The 19,911-nt window shown below is 71.8% G+C and carries 14 protein-coding genes and 1 pseudogene; 7 read left to right on the top strand and 8 right to left on the bottom strand.

Translation table 11 applies throughout. The features are described 5' to 3' along the window. The 3 genes from ACWEKM_RS08240 to ACWEKM_RS08230 all read right to left on the bottom strand — a co-directional run. Window positions 1–372, bottom strand: a 372-nt coding sequence (locus tag ACWEKM_RS08240; RefSeq protein WP_451620358.1) for a maltotransferase domain-containing protein, incomplete at its 3' end; no start/stop codon positions are given. Window positions 373–985: 613 nt separating this feature from the next. After that, the gene (locus ACWEKM_RS08235) at window positions 986–1,501 is read right to left on the bottom strand and encodes a DUF1990 domain-containing protein (protein ID WP_451620357.1); all 516 of its coding nucleotides are present in this window, start codon (window positions 1,499–1,501) and stop codon (window positions 986–988) included. Between the two features lie 70 nt (window positions 1,502–1,571). Beyond that, entirely contained in the window at window positions 1,572–3,227 is a 1,656-nt protein-coding gene (locus tag ACWEKM_RS08230) for a M4 family metallopeptidase (protein WP_451620356.1), read from the bottom strand. Between the two features lie 607 nt (window positions 3,228–3,834). Between ACWEKM_RS08230 and ACWEKM_RS08225 the strand changes: the two genes are divergently transcribed. Further along, a complete protein-coding gene (locus ACWEKM_RS08225) occupies window positions 3,835–4,074 on the top strand; it encodes a hypothetical protein (protein ID WP_451620355.1) in 240 nt (79 codons plus the stop codon). 341 nt (window positions 4,075–4,415) lie between these two features. On the opposite strand, the gene ACWEKM_RS08220 is transcribed toward ACWEKM_RS08225, so the two are convergent. Then, complete coding sequence (locus ACWEKM_RS08220) at window positions 4,416–6,176, bottom strand: ABC transporter ATP-binding protein (protein ID WP_451620354.1); 1,761 nt, start codon at window positions 6,174–6,176, stop codon at window positions 4,416–4,418. A gap of 46 nt (window positions 6,177–6,222) precedes the next feature. Next, window positions 6,223–7,935, bottom strand: a complete 1,713-nt coding sequence (locus ACWEKM_RS08215; protein WP_451620353.1) for an ABC transporter transmembrane domain-containing protein — start codon at window positions 7,933–7,935, stop codon at window positions 6,223–6,225. 173 nt (window positions 7,936–8,108) lie between these two features. On the opposite strand from ACWEKM_RS08215, the pseudogene ACWEKM_RS08210 reads away from it, so the two are divergent. From ACWEKM_RS08210 to ACWEKM_RS08200, 3 genes and pseudogenes are all read left to right on the top strand, one after another. After that, window positions 8,109–8,303 (top strand): annotated as a pseudogene (locus tag ACWEKM_RS08210) (hypothetical protein); the annotation flags it as partial. 28 nt (window positions 8,304–8,331) lie between these two features. After that, window positions 8,332–8,475, top strand: coding sequence for a hypothetical protein (locus ACWEKM_RS08205; protein WP_451620359.1), 144 nt, complete (start codon window positions 8,332–8,334; stop codon window positions 8,473–8,475). 102 nt (window positions 8,476–8,577) lie between these two features. Beyond that, the gene (locus ACWEKM_RS08200; protein WP_451620352.1) at window positions 8,578–9,195 is read left to right on the top strand and encodes a hypothetical protein; all 618 of its coding nucleotides are present in this window, start codon (window positions 8,578–8,580) and stop codon (window positions 9,193–9,195) included. 191 nt (window positions 9,196–9,386) lie between these two features. Here ACWEKM_RS08200 and ACWEKM_RS08195 read toward each other — a convergent pair whose 3' ends face one another. From ACWEKM_RS08195 to glgX, 3 genes are all read right to left on the bottom strand, one after another. Continuing rightward, window positions 9,387–11,270: an ABC transporter ATP-binding protein gene (locus tag ACWEKM_RS08195; RefSeq protein WP_451620351.1), complete on the bottom strand. Its 1,884-nt coding sequence runs from the start codon at window positions 11,268–11,270 to the stop codon at window positions 9,387–9,389. Next, a complete protein-coding gene (locus ACWEKM_RS08190) occupies window positions 11,267–13,438 on the bottom strand; it encodes an ABC transporter transmembrane domain-containing protein (RefSeq protein WP_451620350.1) in 2,172 nt (723 codons plus the stop codon). The genes ACWEKM_RS08195 and ACWEKM_RS08190 overlap by 4 nt, the downstream gene beginning before the upstream one ends. Before the next feature lie 232 nt (window positions 13,439–13,670). Continuing rightward, window positions 13,671–15,980: a glycogen debranching protein GlgX gene (gene glgX / locus ACWEKM_RS08185; RefSeq protein ID WP_451620349.1), complete on the bottom strand. Its 2,310-nt coding sequence runs from the start codon at window positions 15,978–15,980 to the stop codon at window positions 13,671–13,673. 255 nt (window positions 15,981–16,235) lie between these two features. Between glgX and ACWEKM_RS08180 the strand changes: the two genes are divergently transcribed. The 3 genes from ACWEKM_RS08180 to ACWEKM_RS08170 all read left to right on the top strand — a co-directional run bounded on the left by ACWEKM_RS08180 (window position 16,236) and on the right by ACWEKM_RS08170 (window position 19,883). Then, window positions 16,236–17,468 (top strand): Ig-like domain-containing protein, encoded by a 1,233-nt coding sequence (locus ACWEKM_RS08180; protein WP_451620348.1) that lies wholly within the window; start codon window positions 16,236–16,238, stop codon window positions 17,466–17,468. 201 nt (window positions 17,469–17,669) lie between these two features. Further along, window positions 17,670–18,938, top strand: a complete 1,269-nt coding sequence (locus tag ACWEKM_RS08175; RefSeq protein WP_451620347.1) for a L,D-transpeptidase — start codon at window positions 17,670–17,672, stop codon at window positions 18,936–18,938. Between the two features lie 177 nt (window positions 18,939–19,115). Next, the gene (locus ACWEKM_RS08170) at window positions 19,116–19,883 is read left to right on the top strand and encodes an enoyl-CoA hydratase/isomerase family protein (RefSeq protein WP_451620346.1); all 768 of its coding nucleotides are present in this window, start codon (window positions 19,116–19,118) and stop codon (window positions 19,881–19,883) included. The last annotated feature ends 28 nt before the right edge of the window (window positions 19,884–19,911 follow it).

Raw genomic sequence — 19,911 nt, 5'->3', positions numbered from 1 at the left:
CGGGGTCCATGGGCCGGGCCGGCCCTGCGGATCGCACAGCACCACATTGGCGCCCAGCGCGTCATGGCCCTCGCGGAACACGGTCGCGGACACCTGGAACGTCTCCCCGACGACCGCCTTCGCGGGCCGGCGTCCGCCCTGGACCACCGGGCGGACGTCGAGGACGGGTATGCGGCCGACGGCGGTGTCCCCGCCGGTGTCTCCCCTGGTGTCCCTGTCGGTGTTCCCGCTGGGGGGCCGCTCCCGGGAGGGCGGCCGGGTGCCGCCGCGACCCGTCGGTGTCACGGGAGCGGCCGTTCGCTCCGGCGGCCCGTCCGTCAAGCCGTTCCTGCTGCTGGCCGGGGATGGTGACGAATGATGTGTGGCGGGCATGACCGCTCCTGTCCGCGTCAACGTGGGTGTGTGGGCGGATGGCTGTGGGGAGGTGGGTCCTGCGGGGTGGCTGCGGTGCGCCTGCGGGGCGTACCGCAGGAGCCTTCCCACCCTATTCGGGTGAGCAATCCGGCACTTTGGTTAACTACTCGCGCGTATGTCCGCGCACAGGGTCGGCCCCGCCCGGTGGGAGCGGTTCTGCGGGCGCTGCGGCGCCGCCAACACCCCTAGTACCCAGGGGAGTTCGGCCGACGGCCCGTTCGCGCACGGCACGACGCCCTTGGCGTACGCGCGCGGATATGGCCGGATCCGGACCGGTCGGGACACGTCCGGGGCCCGGGGGGCGTTCGGGGATCGCGGATCGTCCGGCCCCTGAGCGATCTGGCGCGCAACCTGCGCTGGTCCTGGCACGCGGTGCGCTGGCCGCGGGTTGGATGTGGGGGGTTGCGCAGTTCCCCGCGCCCCTATGGTGGGTTGCGCTGGGTTTTTGGGTGCGGGTATGTCGTGGGGGGGTGCGCAGTTCCCCGCGCCCCTATGGGTGGGTTGCGTGGGGTTTTTGGGTGCGGGTACGTCGTGGTTGGTTGCGCAGTTCCCCGCGCCCCTTTGGGGGTGGTCAGGTGTTCTCGCCGGTGAGCTTTCTCAGTACGGTTCCGCAGCGGCGTGCGTATGCCTGTTGGAGGGCGCGGGTTGCCGGGCCGCCCGCGCGGGCGTACCACGCGTGGGGTCGGCTGAAGGCCGCGACGGTCAGCCAGACCGTGCCGTCGCCGGTGCGGTCGACCACGAACGCCTCCTCGCCGCACTCCGGATGGCCCTCCAGGGTGCCGTACGCCCAGCCGGCCCGGCGGGGTTCCGTCACCGTCCATACGACGCGGCAGGGTGCCTTGACCAGGCCGGCCAGGGTGACCGTGACGTCGACGCCGGGGGCCGCGCGGTCGGCGCCCGCGTCGATGCCCACGCCCAGCGCGCGGTGCATCTCCCAGGTGAAGAGCGTTTCGGCGGCCCGGCGGAACACCTGCTCGCCCTCGCCGATGCGCGTGCGCACATGTAGGGGGTGGAAGCCGGGCGGGCAGGCGGTGAGGTCCTCGCGGGTCGCGCCGACCGGCTCGTAGGTGAAGTCTGCCAAAGACATGGCACCCAAGGGTAGGGCGGCCCCCCGGAATGTCTTCCTCCTGGGGGCCGCCCGGCTGTCTGTCCTCGGATCAGGCGACGTTGAGCCCGGTCCAGGCGGCGGCCACCGCGGTGGACTCGGCGCTGTCGGCGCCGTACAGGTCGGACGCCGCGTCCAGGGTCGCCTTGCGGGCGGCCTTGTAGTCGGTCGTGGACGTCATGTACGTGGTCAGCGCCTTGTACCAGATCTGCAGCGCCTTGTCCCGGCCGATGCCAGTGACCGTGGAGCCGTCGGACGTCGGGGAGTCGTAGGACACCCCGTTGATCGTCTTCGGGCCGCTGCCCTCCGACAGCAGGTAGAAGAAGTGGTTGGCGACACCGGACGAGTAGTGCACGTCCTCGTCGCCGACGCCGGAGGACCAGTAGTCGGCCGAGCCGCCGTCCTTGCTGGGCTTGTCCATGTAGCGCAGCGGGGTGCCGTCACCGTTGATGTCGATCTTCTCGCCGATGAGGTAGTCGCCGACGTCGGAGGCGTTGTCGGCGTAGAACTCCACGCCGGTGCCGAAGATGTCGGAGGTGGCCTCGTTCAGACCGCCGGACTCACCCGAGTATTCGAGGCCCGCGGTGTTGGAGGTGACGCCGTGGCTCATCTCGTGGCCGGCCACGTCCAGCGCGGTCAGCGGGTGGGTGTTGCCCTCGCCGTCGCCGTAGGTCATGCAGAAGCAGCCGTCGTCCCAGAAGGCGTTGACGTAGGCGTCGCCGTAGTGGACGCGCGAGTAGGCGGCCTGGCCGTCGTCCTTGATGCCGTTGCGGCCGAAGGTGTTCTTGTAGAAGTCCCAGGTCTCCTGGGCCCCGTAGGCGGCGTCGGCGGCGGCCGTCTGGTCCGTGTCGGAGCTGGAGGCGGTGCCGGTGCCCCAGACGTCGTCGTCGTCGGTGAACAGGGTGCCGGTGCCGTCGCTCCCGTGCGCCAGGTTGTACGTCTTGTGGCCGCCGCGCGTGGTGTCGTTCAGCTCGTACGTCGACCCCGACTGCGTGGTGCCCAGGGTGACCTCGCCCGAGTAGAGGGTCTTGCCGGTGCCGTTCTCGATGCCCTGGTACTCGTAGAGCTTCTTGCCGGTGACCGCGTCGGTGATGACGTGCAGCTCGTTGGGGGTGCTGTCGTCCTGGAGGCCGCCGACGATCGTCTCGTAGGCGAGGACGGGCTTGCCGGAGCCGGCCCAGATCACCTTGCGCGCGCCGTCCGCCTCGGTCTTGGCCGAGCCGGCCGCCTTGGCGGCGGTCAGCGCCTGCTTCTCGGCCTTGGCGGAGGCGATCTTCGGCGTGAGCGAGGCCACCTTGATGGCGTGCTTCGTGGCCTTGGTGACGCCTTCGGTTCTGCCGGCCTTGGAGGTGTGCACGACCAGGTCGCCGCCGAGCACCGGCAGGCCCGCGTAGGTGCGCTCGTAGCGGGTGTGGACGGTGCCGTCGACGTCCTTCACGACGTCCTTGACGACCAGCTTCTCCTTGGCGCCGAGTCCGATGGCGCGGGCGGTCCCGGCGGCGTCGGACCGTGCCTGACGGATCAGTTCGCCACGGGCCGCGGGGGACAGTGCGGTCGGGGCGGCGGCGAGCGGCTTCGCGGCGGCGGCCCCGGCCGGGGTCTGCGCGGAGGCGCTGGTGGTCAGGCCGGTGGAGAACAGGGTGCTGGCGGCGACAGCGGTGGCGATGGCCACGGTGGTGCGCTTGTGACGCGCGTAGCGGGGGCTCACTCAAGCTCCTTCAAGTGGGGGGAGTCCGGGCAGTACGGGGTCGCTGACCGGTGGGAGGGGTGAACTTGGTGTGCTGCGGCGGGTGAAGGAAGAGTGACATCTGGGATGTGTACATGTCAGGACCCCGGAGCGATGTTGGCCGGAAAGCGGCTGTCCGGGAAACGGTGCGGGGAAGTGGACCCGGGCAAGTGAACCCGGGCCGCTCCCGGGGGACGCGCCCGGAAGTGGCGTGCCGTTCCCGTCGTGGGCGGGCCCGGTTCGCGTGGACGTCAGCCTCCGGTCGCCGGGCCTGTCGACGCCGCGCGGACAGGGGTTCCGGTCCTCGACCGTCGGGTCCCGGTCGGTGATTTCGGCGCGGCGCGTCCGTGCGGTGCACTGCTTCTCAACGCTGCCTCCTGCTGCATGGCCGCGGTCGTGTGCGGCCGGGGGAACCGGAGGCCGGGCCGGGCCGTCCGGGCAGAACGGGCGTGCCGCGAAACCAGGTGCAGGGCCGGCTCGGGTGCCAGGGGCGGCGCCGTGGAGTGCGCTGAGTCGGTTGTGGGGAAGAGTGGCAGGAGAGCACATCGCCTGCCAGGGCTGCGTCGAAAGTTTGGCCGGAATCGGTTCGTTGACCGGATGTTCCTGTTCGGTATACGAACCGTTCCCCGGGGTCGGAACCGGGCCCGCGGACCGGCTGGCCGACCGCCTCGCCGAGCTGCTCGCTGACCGCCTCGCCGAGCTGCTCGCTGACCGCCTCGCCGAGCTGCTCGCGCGGCGCCGACGGCGAGCGTCGCACGGCCGCCGTCGACAGCTTCCCGCGGGCCGGCGCGGCCGACTGCTCGGGTTCCGGGGGCTCGCGCGGGCCTGACGGCTTAGGTTCCGGGCCGGGGGGCTTGCGCGGGCCCGATCGCTCACGTTCCGGAGGGGCCTGCGCGGACCCGACTGCTCATGTTCCGCCGGGTCTTCGCGGCCTGACGGCCCATGTTCTGTCGGGTCTTCGTGGCCCGACTGCTTACGTTCTGGCGGGCCTGCGTGGGCTTGACGGCTCATGTACCGGAGGGTGCGTGGCCTGACGGCTTACGTTCTGGCGGGCCTGCGCGGGCCGACCGTCTACGTTTCAGTGGGCATGCGCAGCCCGGCCGTCTACGTTCCGGCCGGGTCTGCGCGGCCCGGCCGTTCACGTTCCCGTGGGTCTGCGCCGCCCGCCGCTCACGGCGTGCCGTCTCCGTGCCACGTTCGCCACAGTGCCGCGTACGCCCCGTCGGTCTTCACCAGTTCGTCGTGCGTGCCCAGTTCGGTGAGTCGGCCCTCCTCCATCACGGCCACCCGGTCCGCGTCGTGGGCGGTGTGCAGGCGGTGGGCGATGGCGATGACGGTTCGGCCCGCCAGGACGGCGGCCAGGGCGCGCTCGGTGTGCCGCGCGGTCGCCGGATCCAGCAGGGCCGTGGCCTCGTCCAGGATCAGTGTGTGCGGGTCGGCCAGCACCACCCGGGCCAGGGCGAGCTGTTGGGCCTGCGAACCGTCGGTGGCCGTCCCGCCCGGACCCAGCCGGGAGTCGAGGCCGTCCGGCAGCTCGCGCACCCAGGCGTCGGCGCCCACCGCGGCCAGCGCCGTCCACAACTCCTCGTCCGTGGCCGCCGGTTCGGCGATCCGCAGATTGTCCCGGACCGTACCCAGGAAGACATGGTGCTCCTGGGTGACCAGCACCACCTGTCGGCGCAGCCGCTCCGGTTCCAGACCCGCGATCGGTACCCCGCCCACCGACACCGTGCCCGCCCCCGGCGCGTCGACGCCCGCGAGCAGTCGGCTCAGCGTGGTCTTGCCCGCGCCGGACGGCCCGACCACCGCCAGCCGCTCGCCGGGCCGCACCGTCAGATCGACCCCGCGCAGCACCTCCCCGCCCCGCTCGTAGGCGTACCGCACCCCGGACACGTCGATCCGGTCGTCCGCCGGGGTCGCCGCGTCGCCGTCCGGCACCGCACGCGGCGCCCGGGCCAGCCCCTCCACCCGGGCGAACGACGCGTTGCTGCTCTGCAGTTGCTCGATCCGCATCAGGATCTGGTCCAGCGGTTCGGCGAGCTGCCGCAGATACAGCGCTGCCGCCACCACCGCGCCCAGGCCCACCGCCCCGCGCGCGTGCAGCACCCCACCGACCAGCAGCACCCCCGCCACCGGGATCGTGTACGACACCTCGACGGCCGGGAAGAACACCGTGCGCAGATACAGCGTGTACAGCCGGGTCCGCCGGGACGTCTCCAGCGTGCCCCGGCTCGCCGCGATCCGCCGTTCCTGAAGGCGGAACGCCTCCACGGTCCGGGCCCCGGATGCGGTCGACGCGACGATCTCCGCGACCTGCGAGGTGGTCGCGCCCTCGGCGAGATAGCCGTCCCGGGCCCGGCGCAGATACCAGCGCAGCGCGCACCAGATCGGGGTCATCCCGAGTACCCCGAACGCGCCCAGCAGCGGGTCCAGCAGGATCACGGCGCCGAGTACGAACAGCGCCTGGACGGAGCTGACCAGCAGCTCGGGTCCCACATCCCGGAGCGTTGTGCCGACCGTGGCCACATCAGCGGTGCCGCGCGCGGTGAGGTCACCGGTGCCGGCCCGCTCCACCGCCGACGCGGGCAGTGCGAGGGCCCGGTCGACGAACTCCTCGCGGACCCGGGCCAGCGTCCGCTCCCCGAACCGGTAGCCCACGTACCGGGCCCAGCGGGCCAGCAGCAGCTGGGCCAGCGCGCACACCAGGATGCCGAGCGCCAGCCGGTCCACCACCCCGACACCGGCCCCGGCCCTGACCTCGTCCACGATCCGGCCGACCAGCCACGGCCCGGCCAGCCCGGCCGCGGCGGCCAGCGCGTTCAGCAGCAGTGCGGCGGCGAAGGACCGCCGGTCGGCTCGCACCAGCCGTACGGTCGCCCGGCGTACCTCGGCGCGTGTGGCGATGGGAAGTTGCTCGGCGGACGCTGTCACCGTGCCACCTCCTGGGCAGCGAGGGGAAGTTGCTTCGTGGACGCTGTCACCGCGCCACCTCCTGGGCGACGTTGTCGCGGGCCACCAGGGCCCGGTAGCCGGGCTCGTCCGCGAGCAGTCGGCGGTGGCTTCCGGTGGCCGCGACCTTGCCGTCCACCAGATAGTGCACGGTGTCCGCGCGGTCCAGCATCAGCGGGGAGGTCGTGGTCACCACCGTGGTGCGGCCCGCGCGCGCGGCCCGCAGCCGACGGGCGACCGTGGCCTCCGTATGCGCGTCCAGCGCCGACGTCGGCTCCACCGCGAGCAGCACCTCCGGTTCCGCCAGCAACGCCCGGACCAGCCGCACCCGCTGACGCTGGCCGCCCGACAGGCTGCGGCCCTGCGCGGACACCGCCGAGTCCGGCCCGTCCGGCAGGCCCTGCACGATGTCGTCGGCGGCGGCCGCGTGCACCGCCCGCCCCAGCGCCGCGTCGTCGCACTCCCGGTGCCCGGCCACCACCTCCCGCAGCGTCCCCGCGAACAGGTCGGCCTCGTTGTCGCAGACCAGGATCCGGGCCCGCACCTCGGCCAGCGGGATCGTGTCGAGCCGTACCCCGCCCCAGGTGACGGCGGTTGGTGCGAAACGGCCGAGGCGGTCGACCACGGCCGCGCAGTCCGCGGGCCGGGCACCGACCAGCGCGGTCAGCCGCCCCGGCGGCACCCGCACCCCCGACTCGGGATCGACCAGCGCGGCCGGCTCCGCCGGTGCGGCACGGGTCCCCTCGTCCGGCTCCGGGGCGAGCCGCAGCAGCGCCACGACCCGGCGCGCGGCCACCACGCCCCGGCTGAGCTGGTAGCCCATCTCCAGGAAGAAGGCCACCGGACCCACCAGCACGGCGACATAGCCGTACACCGCCACCAACTCGCCGACGCTCAGCTCACCCTCGGCGGCCATCCGGGCCGCGAGCCAGGTCACCACCGCAAGGAACAGGGTCGGCAGACCCACTCCGAGCGCCTGCACCCAGCTGGCCACCGTGCCCACCCGGTAGCCCTGCGCCCGCAGCCGCTGCGAGTCGCGCCGGAACGCGTCCGCGAACAGCCCCTTGCCGCCGAGGCCGTTGAGGACCCGCAGCCCGCCCGCCAGATCGCCGATGCGCGCGGTCAGCACGCCCTGCCGCTCCCGGTACCCGGTCTCCGCCGCCTGCAACCGCACCGTCAGTGGACCCCCGACCAGCGCGATCACCGGCATCCCGAGCAGCACCACCGCGGCCAGCGGCGGCGAGATCGACAACAGCACCCCGGCCACCACGAGGTAGACCACCACGGCACCCACCCCGGGCCCGACGACGGTCAGCGACTGGGCGATCGTCTGCACATCACCGACGCCGACCGTGACGATCTCCCCGGCCCCGGCCCGCCGCGGCAGCGCGGCCCCGAGCCGCACCGCGTGCCCGACGACCACCTTGACCGTGCGGAAGTTGGCGTCCATCCGGACCCGTGTCATCGTGCGGTGGCGCATGATGCTCAGCCATGAGTTGACCGACCCGACCAGGAACAGCACCACGGTCCACCCGGCCAGCGCGCCCAGGTCACCCGTCACCAGCCCGTCGTCGACCGCCCGGGCCATCAGATACGGTGCCGCCGCCATCAGCACCAGCCAGACGCTGGCCAGCAGCGCCCCGGCCAGCGACCGGCCCGGCTGGCACCGCACCAGCCACCACAGGAACCGCCAGCCGCCGCGTGTGTCGGGTGTCCCTGGATCCTCGTACGCGTCGATCATCCATGCTCCCGTCCCGTTGCGTGAGGTTCCTCTTGATCGTTGGCACTGGCTTCAGCGGAAACGCTGAATTCCGGGCTTCGTGCGCAATGCCGGTGTCGGGCGGCGGTACGCAATCTTGGTCTGGTGGGTGGTGTTGGAGGTTACCGAGGGTGAGAGCGGTTGCCCATCGACGAGACATCACGGCCGCCACCGGCAAGACCGGCCACGTCGTCCTCCAACTGACCAACCTCCATGGCGACGTCGCCCTGCAACTCCCGCTGGACGCCGGTGAGGCTCCCCTCGCGTTCGACTCGGACGAGTACGGCAACCCGCGCACCGGCCAGACCACCACGCGCTACGGCTGGCTCGGCGGGAAAGCGAGGAAAGCTGGTCAAGCTCCAGTCCAAGGGCTCCTGGATGAACCCGCTCAAGCTGTCCTGGGCCGTGCATTACAACGTCCAGGTCAAACCGGGAACCATCGTCTGGACGTACGGCGCCGTGGCCGTCTTCGGCTGGAGGGGCTTCGTGGCCGACATGGTGTCATCCTGCAGGGCGAGATGACCTGACACAGCACCTGTGACCGGATGGAAACGCGGCGCACCCGACTCTGGGTGCGCCGCACCCATCCGCCACTTCAACACACCCTTCACCAAGGCCGAACACATGAAGAAACCCATGGCCGATATCGCGGCTGCAGCGCTCGACCAAGGACCGCGCACTCCGGGCGGCGAGCTTCCGGACACGCACCTGCCGGACCTCGGCGAGGGCCCCGTCGCCGTCGACGTCTGGATCGACGGTGACCTCGGGTTCGTCCTCCTTCTCCACCGCAGGGACGACGGGTTCGTTGCCAGCGAGGTGTACTACTCCCTCAAGGGAGAAGACCACCGTTGGACAGACGCGGAACATCTCTCCGGGGAGATCGTCGGCTTCGAGCGGGAGACCCCGTCCGCGGCCGAGAACATCCTGTCCGACGCCTCGGTGGTAGTGCTCTCGGAATCCGAATCCAGAGTCTTCACCGGCCACCGCGATGATGAGGACGGAGACGAACTCGTCCGCCTGTACGAACTTCTGGTGAGCAAGGCTGTCTGTTCCCTTCGGATCGAGAAATCCGGACCGGGAACGGAGTCCGAGTCAGCCGTATTTCATAAGGACTTGACATCACGCCTGGCTGTCGTAGCCGTTCGGCCCGGTGAGCGCCTGCGGGTTGTCCCGCTGGAACGGAGCGATTCGAAGACACCAACCATGCGCGCAGGCTTGGACCTGTTTTCCTCAAGCACGTGATCAACCGAGCAGGACCGGTTGGCTCACCGCAGCGACCAGTTGACCGTGCACTCAGTCGGGACTCTGAACCACCGTACGGACGACCGTAGTTACTCACCGCAGCCAGTGCCCGCAGAATGGCGAAAGTGCCCAATCGCTGTCCATTTCACATGGTCAGTGTCCGTCAGAATGCGGAACCTACATACGGCGTGCTACGCCAGGCTGTCCCGCCAGGCCCGGTGCAGGTCCGCGAACCGGCCCGTCCCGGCGATCAGTTCGTCGGGACCGCCGTCCTCGACGATCCGGCCGTGCTCCATGACCAGCACCCGGTCGGCGATTTCCACGGTCGACAGCCGGTGCGCGATCACCACGGCCGTACGGCCCCGCAGCACCGTCGACATGGCCCGCTGCACCGCCCGCTCCCCGGGCACGTCCAGCGAACTGGTCGCCTCGTCGAGGATCAGCACCGCCGGATCGGCGAGCAACGCCCGTGCGAAGCCGACCAGTTGACGCTGACCGGCCGAGATACGGCCGCCCCGCTTGCGTACGTCCGTGTCGTATCCGTCCGGCAGCGCGTCGATGAACTCGTGCGCCCCGATCGCCTTCGCCGCCCGCTCGATCTCCGCACGGGTGGCCTCCGGGCGGCCGATGGCGATGTTCTCGGCCACCGTGCCCGAGAACAGGAACGCCTCCTGCGTCACCATCACCACCCCGCGGCGCAACTCGGGCGAGGACAGCTCCCGCAGGTCCACGCCGTCGAGCAGGACCCGGCCGTCGGAGGGGTCGTAGAACCGGGCGAGCAGCTTGGCCAGCGTCGACTTGCCCGCGCCCGTCGAACCGACCACGGCGACCGTCTGACCAGCCGGAATCGTGAGGTCGAAGCGGGGCAGCACCTCGCCGCCGGTGCGGTAGGCGAACCGGACGCCGTCGAAGACGACCTCGCGGCCGGGTTGGTCGGCGGTCGCCGGGGCCGGCAGCGGACGGGGCGCGGTCGGCTCCGGCACCGACGGGGTCTGCGCCAGCAGGCCCGCGATCTTCTCCAGCGAGGCGGCGGCCGACTGGTAGGAGTTGAGGAACATGCCCAGCCGGTCGATGGGGTCGTACAGGCGGCGCAGATACAGCACCGCGGCCGCCAGCACGCCGAGCGCCAGCGAGCCGGACACCACCCGCTGGGCGCCCCACAGCACGATCGCCGCGACCGCCGTGTTGGCGACCAGTCGGGAGCCGACGACATAGCGGGCCATCTCCAGCAGGGCGTCGCCGTTCGTCCGCTCGTGGCGCCGGTTGAGGACGCGGAACTCGGCGTCGTTCGCCGCCTCCCGGCGGAAGGCACGTACCGGACGGATGCCGTTCATCGTCTCCACGAACTTCACGATCACCGCCGCGATGGCCGTGGACCGGAGCCGGAACGCCCGCCCCGCGCGTCGCTGGTAGAGCCGTACGAGCAGGTACAGCGGTACGAAGGAGGCCACCGCGACCGTGCCGAGGCCCAGGTCGAGCCAGAGCAGCATCGCGGAGATGTAGACGAAGGACAGGATCACCGTGACGAGTTCCTGGAGCCCCTCGCTGAGCAGTTCGCGCAGCGACTCCACGTCCGTGGTGGAGCGTGAGATGAGCCGGCCCGAGGTGTACCGCTCGTGGAAGTCGACGCTGAGCGCCTGCGCGTGCCGGAAGATGCGGCCGCGCAGATCGAGCAGCACGTCCTGGTTGACGCGCGCGGACGCCTCGATGAACGCGAACTGGAGGCCGCCGGAGAGCAGCGCGCACAGCAGATAGCCGACGCCGACCGCGATCAGCGGGCCGTGGTCGTCCCGACGCAGCGCCGGTACGGCGCTGTCGATGGCGTACGCCACCAGCAGCGGACCGGCCTGCACGGCGGCCTGCTGGAACAGCAGCAGCAGCGTGGTGACGGCGACACGGGCCTTCATCGGGGCGAGCAGCGCGCGCAGCAGGGCGGCCGTGGCACCGGGCGGCGTGGGCAGCACGTCCTGGTCGAAGGGATCCCCGACGTCCTGCGACCGGAGCGGAGCGTCATCCGGGTCCGGCGGGGACACGGAGGCGGCGGGCGGGGGCGCCGACGAGGCGGGAGCGGTCATCGTGCGTCCTCCGCTTCCCCGACCGACGCACCACGGGACTCGGGCCCACCGACCCGGCCCCCGGCCTGGTCTCTGGCCTGGTCCTTGGTTCGTCCGTCGGCCTGGTCCTTGGTTTGCTCGCCGGCCTGTCCGTCGGCCTGTTCTGCGGCCTGGGGCTCGGTTCGTTCTCCTGCCCGCCGGTCGGCCTGCTCTCCGGACCGGTCCCCGGCCTGCTCCGGGGCCTGTTCTCCGGCCCGGTCCCCGGTCTGGTCGTCTGCCCGTTGGTCGGTCTGTGGCTCGGGTGGGTTTTCGGGAGGTTGGCCGGTTTCCTGCCCGGTATCGCCTCCGGTCCGTTCCCCGGCCTGCGCCTTCGGGGGCTCGCCGACCCGTCCGCCTGCGCCGTCCTCGCGCTGTTCGCCGGACATCAGATGGGCGTACTCCGGGTTGTCGCGGAGCAGTTCGTGGTGGGTGCCGACCGCGGCGATGCGGCCCCGTGAGAGCAGCGCGACGCGGTCGGCGAGCAGCACCGTCGAGGGACGGTGGGCCACGATGAGCGCGGTGGTGTCCACGAGGACCCGGCGCAGCGCGGCCTCCACGGCGGCCTCGGTGTGCACGTCGAGGGCGGACAGCGGGTCGTCCAGCACGAGGAAGCTCGGCCGACCCACCACCGCCCGGGCGAGCGCGAGCCGCTGCCGCTGTCCGCCGGACAGGCTCAGCCCCTGCTCGCCGACCCGGGTGTCCGTGCCCTGCGGCAGGGCGTGCGCGAACTCGGCCTGCGCGACCGACAGCGCCCGCTCCAGGTCCGGCCGGCCGACGCTCCCGTCGCCGCCCATGAGCACGTTCTCCCCGACGGACGCGGAGAACAGCGTCGGTTCCTCGAATGCGACGGCCACCTTCGCCCGCAGTTCCTCGCGGGGCATGGCGGTGATGTCCCGCCCGTCCAGCGTGATCCGCCCGGAGGTGATCTCGTGCAGCCGGGGGATGAGCGCCGTGAGGGTGGTCTTCCCGCTGCCGGTCGCCCCGACCAGGGCCATGGACTCGCCGGGACGGATGTGGAGGTCGATGCCGTCGAGGGTGGGCGGGGAGCCGGGCGGGGCGTCGGGATAGCGGAACCGGACGCCGTGGAAGCGGAGTCCGCCCGCTGCGGGCCCGGGCTCTCGGTGTGGACCGCCGGACCCCTCCGGGTCCTCCACCCGCGCGTCCCGAACCTCGAAGTACCGTTCCGTCGCCGTCGCCGCCTCCTGCGTCATCGCGAGCAGGAACCCGATCGAGTCCACCGGCCAGCGCAGCGCGAGCGCCGTGCTCAGAAAGGCGACCAGCGTCCCCGCGGACAGCTCCCCGTCCGCCACCCGCACGGTCCCCAGCACCAGCGCCGCCCCGATCGCGACCTCCGGCAGCGTCACGATGACGGCCCAGATCGTCGCCAGCAGCCGCGCCTTGCGCAGTTCCGTGCCGCGCAGCGTCCCCGACAGCTCCCGGAACGCCCGCGCCTGACTGCGGTGCCGGCCGAACCCCTTGATGATGCGGATGCCGAGCACGCTCTCCTCGACGACCGTCGTCAGGTCGCCGACCTGGTCCTGAGCGAGCCGCGCCACATGGGCGTACCGCCGTTCGAAGACCACGCAGGTCCACATCACGGGCACCGCGGGCCCGAGGACGACCAGCCCCAGCAGCCAGTCCTGGGACACCATGATCGCCACGCCGACCAGTATGGTCACGCCGTTGACCAGCAGGAACGTCAACGGGAAGGCGAGGAACAGGCGCAGCAGCATCAGATCGGTGGTGCCCCGGGAGAGCAACTGGCCCGAGGCCCAGCGGTCGTGGAAGGCCACCGGCAGCCGTTGCAGATGCCCGTACAGTTCCGCCCGCATCTCCGCCTCGACGTGCGACAGCGGCCGGGCCACCAGCCACCGCCGCAACCCGAACAGCCCCGCCTCCGCGACCCCGAGCAACAGCAGGTACAGCGCGCCCAGCCACACGCCCGCCGCATCCCGGTCGGCGACCGGCCCGTCCACCATCCACTTCAGGACCAGCGGAATCACCAGCCCCGCACAGGAGGCGACGATCGCGACGAACGCGGCGGTGAACAGCCGCGCCCGCACCGGGCGTACATAGGGCCACAGCCGCAGCAGGGTGCGCACGGCGGAACGGTCGGGACGGTCCTTGGCGGGTGCATGTGTCGTGGGCATCACACGGAGCCTACGGATCGACACGGACAACGCCCACCGAGTTTCAGCCGGGCTCCCCTCCGCCACTGCTCCTACGACCAGCGCGTTCGCTCCGCGCAGCACCCGGTGGCACGGTGGGGCGCACGGATGCGCCCTGTAGGGGCGCGGGGAACTGCGCGACAAGCCACGACGGCGCAGCACACGAACGACGCTCCGCACACGAAACGGCGCACAACGGCTCAACCAGCGGAGCTCACCGCACGCGCAGCAGCAACACCGTCCGCTCCGGCGCCGTGATCGTCGTGCCCGCCCGGTGCACCACCCCCGGTGCCGCCGCCTGGTCCTCCCGGGACGTGTCGACGACGACCTCGTAGCGATCCGCCCACGGCGGGCCGGGCAGGACGAAGGGCGCCGGGCGGTCCCCGGCGTGCAGCACGGCGAGGAAGCTGTCGTCCAGGACCGGCGCGCCCCGCTCGTCGCGGCCCGGAATATCACGCCCCGAGAGGTACATGCCGAGCGAGGCGGACGGGGCGTACCAGTCGCCCTCGGTCATCTCCTCGCCCCGCGAGCTGAACCAGGCCAGATCGCGCAGACCGTCCGCCGAATGGGCGCGCCCGGAGAAGAACGCGCGGCGGCGCAGCACCGGATGCCGGTGGCGCAGGGCGACCAGACGGGACGTCAGCTCGAACAGGGCCCGCCAGCCGGGTTCCGCCAGCAGCGACCAGTCCAGCCAACTGATCTCGTTGTCCTGGCAGTAGGCGTTGTTGTTGCCGCGCTGGGTGCGGCCCAGTTCGTCGCCGGCCACCAGCATCGGCACCCCCGTGGACAGCAGCAGTGTGCTGAGCAGGTTGCGCATCTGTCGGCGCCGCAGCGCCCGGATCCGCTCCTCGTCCGTCTCGCCCTCGGCCCCGCAGTTCCACGAGCGGTTGTCGTCGGAGCCGTCCCGGCCCTGCTCGCCGTTCGCCTCGTTGTGCTTGCTCTCGTAGGACACCAGGTCGCGCAGGGTGAAACCGTCGTGCGCGGTGACGAAGTTGACCGAGGCGTAGGGGCGGCGGCCGCCCCAGGCGTACAGGTCGCTGGAGCCCGACAGGCGGTAGCCGAGGTCGCGCACGTCGGGCAGCGCGCCGCGCCAGAAGTCGCGGACGGCGCCCCGATAGCGGTCGTTCCACTCCGTCCACAGCGGTGGGAAGGCGCCGACCTGGTAGCCGCCCGAGCCGATGTCCCAGGGCTCGGCGATGAGCTTGACCCGGCGCAGCACCGGGTCCTGGGCGATCACCGCGAGGAACGGGGAGAGCATGTCGACGTCGTGCATCGAGCGGGCCAGCGCCGCCGCCAGGTCGAACCGGAAGCCGTCCACGCCCATCTCCGTCACCCAGTAGCGCAGCGAGTCGGTGATCAGGCGCAGCACCTGCGGCTGGATGACATGCAGGGTGTTGCCGCAGCCGGTGTAGTCGGCGTACCGGCGGGCGTCGTCCTGGAGACGGTAGTAGCCGCGGTTGTCGATGCCCTTGAGCGAGAGCGTCGGGCCCAGCTCGCCGGCCTCCGCGGTGTGGTTGTAGACCACGTCGAGGATGACCTCGATGCCGGCCGCGTGCAGGGCGCGGACCATGCGTTTGAACTCGCCGACCTGCTCGCCGGTGGTACCGGAGGCGGCGTAGGCCCCGTGCGGGGCGAAGTAGCCGATCGAGTTGTAGCCCCAGTAGTTCCCGAGGCCACGGCGCAGCAGATGGTCCTCGTGCGCGAACTGGTGCACGGGCAGCAGTTCCACGGCGGTCACGCCCAGCCGCACCAGGTGCTCGACCGCCGCCGGATGGGCCAGCCCGGCGTAGGTGCCGCGCAGTTCCTCGGGGATGCCCGGGTGCAGCCGGGTGAAGCCGCGCACATGCAGCTCGTAGATCACCGAGTCCGCCCACGGCGTTTTGGGCCGGCGGTCGTCGGCCCAGTCGTCGTCATCGTGGACGACGACGCCCTTGGGGACGAACGGCGCCGAGTCCCGGTCGTCGCGCACGGTGTCGGCGACCTGCTGCTCCGGCCAGTCCCGCACATGCCCGTACAGCTCGGGCGACAGTCCGAAGGAGGCGTAGTCGCCGTCCACCGCGCGGGCGTACGGATCCAGCAGCAGCTTGGCCGGGTTCCACCGGGCGCCGGTCCACGGGTCCCAGCGGCCGTGCACCCGGTAGCCGTAGCGCCGGCCGGGCCGCACGTCCGGTACGAAGCCGTGCCATATCCCGTGCGTCTGCTCGGTCAGCCGCACCCGTGTCTCCCGGCCGGCGTCGTCGAAGAGGCATAGCTCGACCGCCTCCGCCCCGCCCGCCCAGAGCGCGAAGTTGGTCCCGGCGGTTCCGGCGGTTCCGGCTGTCCCGGCAGTTCCGGCGGTTCCGGCGGTCCCGGTGGCCCCGTCGGCGGAGGGCCGGTAGCGGGCCCCGAGGGGCGTGGGGGCGCCCGGCCAGACGGCAGGGGCGGGCGGCTCCGACCGCCGGGCACCGCTCGTCGCGGCGGCCGGCCGGCCGCCCTGACCGGCCCGCTCCTGAGCCGCTGCCCGCTGCTCGGCTGCGCTCGTCACCCTGTCGGCCCCTCTGCGTCGGCTCGTCCGCCACGGCGCGCACCCGGCCCGCGCCATCGGCCGGGCGCGCCCGACCTCCGGGTCCACAGCGCGCCCAACCCCCGGGGCCACGGCGCACCGGCCCGTATGACACGGCGCACCCGCGGCGGCACGCGCGGGCGCGGCGGCTCCCATCTCGTCGTCCTCCCCCCTGTTCTGCCCAGAGCGTGCGTCGCACTCACGTTTCCCCAGGGCGTGGCCGTCGTTGAGTCACATGTGAGGCATGGACAAAGGCGCGCACGGCGCGTGACGGCCGCACTGGCCGCGGTGTTGACATGGGCAGGGCTGCTGGCGGGTGCCGCCGGCTGCACCTCTGGTGGCGCGCACGACCTCGGCATCGACCGATTGTTCGGCAAGCCGCCGACCCCCGAGGAGGCCATCCGCGTCGTCCCGGACGACGGTGGCAAGAACGTGCGCCCCGGTGACCGGCTGCGGGTACGGGTGGCGAGCGGACGTCTGGAATCGGTGCGCGTGGTCAAGCACCAGGACGCCCAGGACACCCCGGTCGCCGGGCACATCTCCGGCGACGGCATGGTCTGGGAGCCCGACAAGCCGACGCTGGCGCTCGCCGCCAAGTACACGGTGGACGTGGTGTCCCTGGACGGGCACGGACGCCGCGCGGCCCGGCACACCGAGTTCACCACCCAGGTCCCGGCAGAGCGGTTCATCGCGTACGTCACCCCGGAGAACCGCTCCACCGTGGGCACCGGGATGATCGTCTCGCTGAGCTTCAACCGGGAGATCACCGACCGCGCCGCCGTCGAACGCGCCGTCCGCGTCACGGCGAAGCCCGCCGTCGAAATCCGCCCGCACTGGTTCGGCAAGGACCGTCTCGACTTCCGCCCCGAGCGGTACTGGAAGCCCGGCACCAAGGTCACCGTCGATCTGGCGCTGCGCGATGTCGAAGGGGCGCGCGGCGTCTACGGACTGCAGCGCAAGACGGTCGAGTTCACCGTCGGACGCAGCCAGGTCTCGCTGGTCGACGCGGCGGCGCACACCATGGAGGTGCGGCGCGAGGGCGAACCGCCGTCCACCGTGCCGATCACGGCCGGGGCCCCGGAGACCACCACCTACAACGGGAAGATGGTGGTCATGGAGATGTACGAGGTGACCCGCATGAACGGCCAGACGGTCGGTTTCGGCGGCGAGTACGACATCCCCGACGTCCCGCACGCCATGAAGCTCACCGACACCGGCACCTATCTGCACGGCAACTACTGGGCTCCGGACGCCCCCGGGGAGTCCAACGTCAGCCACGGCTGCGTGGGGCTGAGGGATGTCCAGGGCGGCAGTTCGCGCACGCCCGCGGGCTGGTTCTTCGACCGCAGCCTCATCGGTGACGTCGTCGAGGTGGTCAACAGCAATGACAAGACGGTCTCGCCCGACAACGGGCTGAGCGGATGGAACATGGGGTGGAAGGAGTGGAAGGCGGGCGGCGCGGTCACCTGACGGGGTGCGCAGGCCGGTCGGGACGGCCGACAAGGTGGTCGCGACCGGCGGAAGTTGCGACGGAACGGTACCGGCGGAAGTTGCGACGGAACGGTGACCTTTGCCGGACACACAGCTCAAATCCCTGCGGTTACTATGCGCCAGAGTGCGCGCGGACGCACCGGGGCGGGGGCCTGACCGGGCCCGGCGAGGGGAGCAGAGTTGAACGTGCGGCCGATATCGGGGGCGTCGGTTGACGCGCGGCGGCGGACGGACAAGAGGGGCGGTGGACGGCGGCGGGCGGGACTGCCGGCGCTCATAGCCGGCGTCCTGCTCATGGCCGTCACCGCGTGCGGTGGTTCAGGGACGGACTCAGGGCCCGGTTCCCGGGACGGCAAGGGCAAGGACTCCTCGACGCAAGCGAGCAAGCAGTCGCAGGCCGTCGTCACCATCGCCCCCGAGGACGGCGCCAGGTCGGTCGGCACCAGCGGGGCCCTGAAGGTCGCGGCGGCCAAGGGCAAGCTGACCGAGGTCGTCGTCAAGGACGCCAAGGGCAGGACGGTCGACGGCACGATCACCGGTGGGGGCACCCGGTGGACGCCCGCCACCCATCTGGCCGCCGCCACCACGTACTCGGTGCACGCGGTCGCCAAGGACTCCGAGGGCCGCGAGGCCGCCGAGGACTCCGGCTTCACCACGCTGACACCGCGGAACACCTTCGTCGGCTCCTTCACCCCCGAGGACGGCTCCACGGTCGGCGTGGGAATGCCGTTCTCGCTCCGCTTCACCCGGGGCATCACGCACCCCGAGGACGTCGAGAAGGCCATCAGCATCACGACCGAGCCGGCCGTCGACGTCGAGGGCCACTGGTTCGGCAACGACCGTCTGGACTTCCGCCCCGAGAACTACTGGAAGGCGGGCACGAAGGTCACCGTCCGGCTCGACCTCGACGGCGTCGAGGGCCGGCCGGGCGTCTACGGCAAGCAGACCAGGACCGTGAGGTTCACCATCGGCCGCGACCAGGTCTCCGTCGTGGACGCCAGGAAGCACACGATGAAGGTCACCCAGGACGGCAAGGTCATCAAGACCATCCCGGTCACCACCGGCAAGCCCGGCTACGACACCTGGAACGGCCGGATGGTCATGAGCGAGAAGCTCACGGTGACCCGGATGAACGGCGAGACCGTCGGCTACGGCGGCGAGTACGACATCAAGGACGTGCCGCACGCCATCCGCCTGACCACCTCGGGCACCTTCGTCCACGGTAACTACTGGGGTGGCGGCGCCTTCGGCAACTACAACGCCAGCCACGGCTGCGTGGGCCTGCGCGATGTGCGCGGTGGCGGGGACGGGAGCGTCCCGGCGGCCTGGTTCTTCAACCACTCGATGATCGGCGACGTGGTGGTCGTCAAGAACTCCGACGACCGCACGGTGGCCCCGGACAACGGGCTCAACGGCTGGAACATGTCCTGGGAGAAGTGGAAGGCGTAGGGCCGAAGCCCCACGCCCGCTCGGGGGGCGGGGCCGTATCGATACGCGGCTCCACCGCGTGGTGGTCGGCAGCCGGCCGCGGGCGGCAGCCGGTCACGGGTGGCTACCGGCCGCGGGCGGCAGCCGGTCGCGCACCGGCCGTCCCCCGGCGCGTGAACGCCCGCTAACCTGCGGAGCATGACCGTACATCTCGAAGTCGCCGAAGGCGTCGGCACGCTGCGGCTCGACCGCCCGCCGATGAACGCGCTGGACATCGCCGTGCAGGACCGGATCAAGGAGCTTGCCGAGGAGGTCACGCGCCGCGACGATGTGCGCGCCGTGGTGCTCTACGGCGGCGAAAAGGTGTTCGCGGCGGGCGCGGACATCAAGGAGATGCGGGCCATGGACCACGCCGCGATGGTCCTGCGCGCCCGTGGCTTGCAGGACTCCTTCACCGCCGTGGCCCGCATCCCCAAGCCGGTGGTCGCCGCCATCACCGGGTACGCGCTCGGCGGGGGCTGTGAGTTGGCGCTGTGCGCGGACCACCGCATCGCCGCGGACAACGCCAAGCTGGGCCAGCCGGAGATCCTGCTCGGCCTGATCCCGGGCGCCGGCGGCACCCAGCGGCTGCCGCGGCTGGTCGGCCCCGCCAAGGCCAAGGACCTCATCTTCACCGGCCGTCAGGTGAGGGCCGACGAGGCGCTGGCCATCGGCCTGGTGGACCGGGTCGTCCCGGCCGCCGATGTCTACGCCGAGGCGTACGCCTGGGCCGCGAGGCTGGCGCAGGGACCGGCGATCGCGCTGCGCGCGGCGAAGGAGTCGATCGACACCGGCCTTGAGGCGGACCTCGACACCGGGCTCGCCGTCGAACGGACATGGTTCGCGGGGCTGTTCGCCACCGAGGACCGCGAGCGGGGCATGCGCAGCTTTGTGGAGGACGGTCCGGGCAAGGCCAGGTTCCTCTGAGGATTTCCCGCGGTAACACTTGCAGTTG

Source organism: Streptomyces sp. NPDC004752 (genome assembly GCF_053601275.1).
Note: the sequence above shows the minus strand (reverse complement) of the source record. Positions and strands in the feature narration are given on the sequence as shown.

Bases quoted from the DNA above. Each gene is read 5' to 3' on its own strand.
- ACWEKM_RS08235 (WP_451620357.1), bottom strand. From the start codon at position 1,501: ATGTCTTTGGCAGACTTCACCTACGAGCCGGTCGGCGCGACCCGCGAG.
- ACWEKM_RS08215 (WP_451620353.1), bottom strand. From the start codon at position 7,935: ATGATCGACGCGTACGAGGATCCAGGGACACCCGACACACGCGGCGGC.
- ACWEKM_RS08205 (WP_451620359.1), top strand. From the start codon at position 8,332: ATGAACCCGCTCAAGCTGTCCTGGGCCGTGCATTACAACGTCCAGGTC.
- ACWEKM_RS08200 (WP_451620352.1), top strand. From the start codon at position 8,578: ATGAAGAAACCCATGGCCGATATCGCGGCTGCAGCGCTCGACCAAGGA.
- ACWEKM_RS08195 (WP_451620351.1), bottom strand. From the start codon at position 11,270: ATGACCGCTCCCGCCTCGTCGGCGCCCCCGCCCGCCGCCTCCGTGTCC.
- ACWEKM_RS08190 (WP_451620350.1), bottom strand. From the start codon at position 13,438: ATGCCCACGACACATGCACCCGCCAAGGACCGTCCCGACCGTTCCGCC.
- ACWEKM_RS08170 (WP_451620346.1), top strand. From the start codon at position 19,116: ATGACCGTACATCTCGAAGTCGCCGAAGGCGTCGGCACGCTGCGGCTC.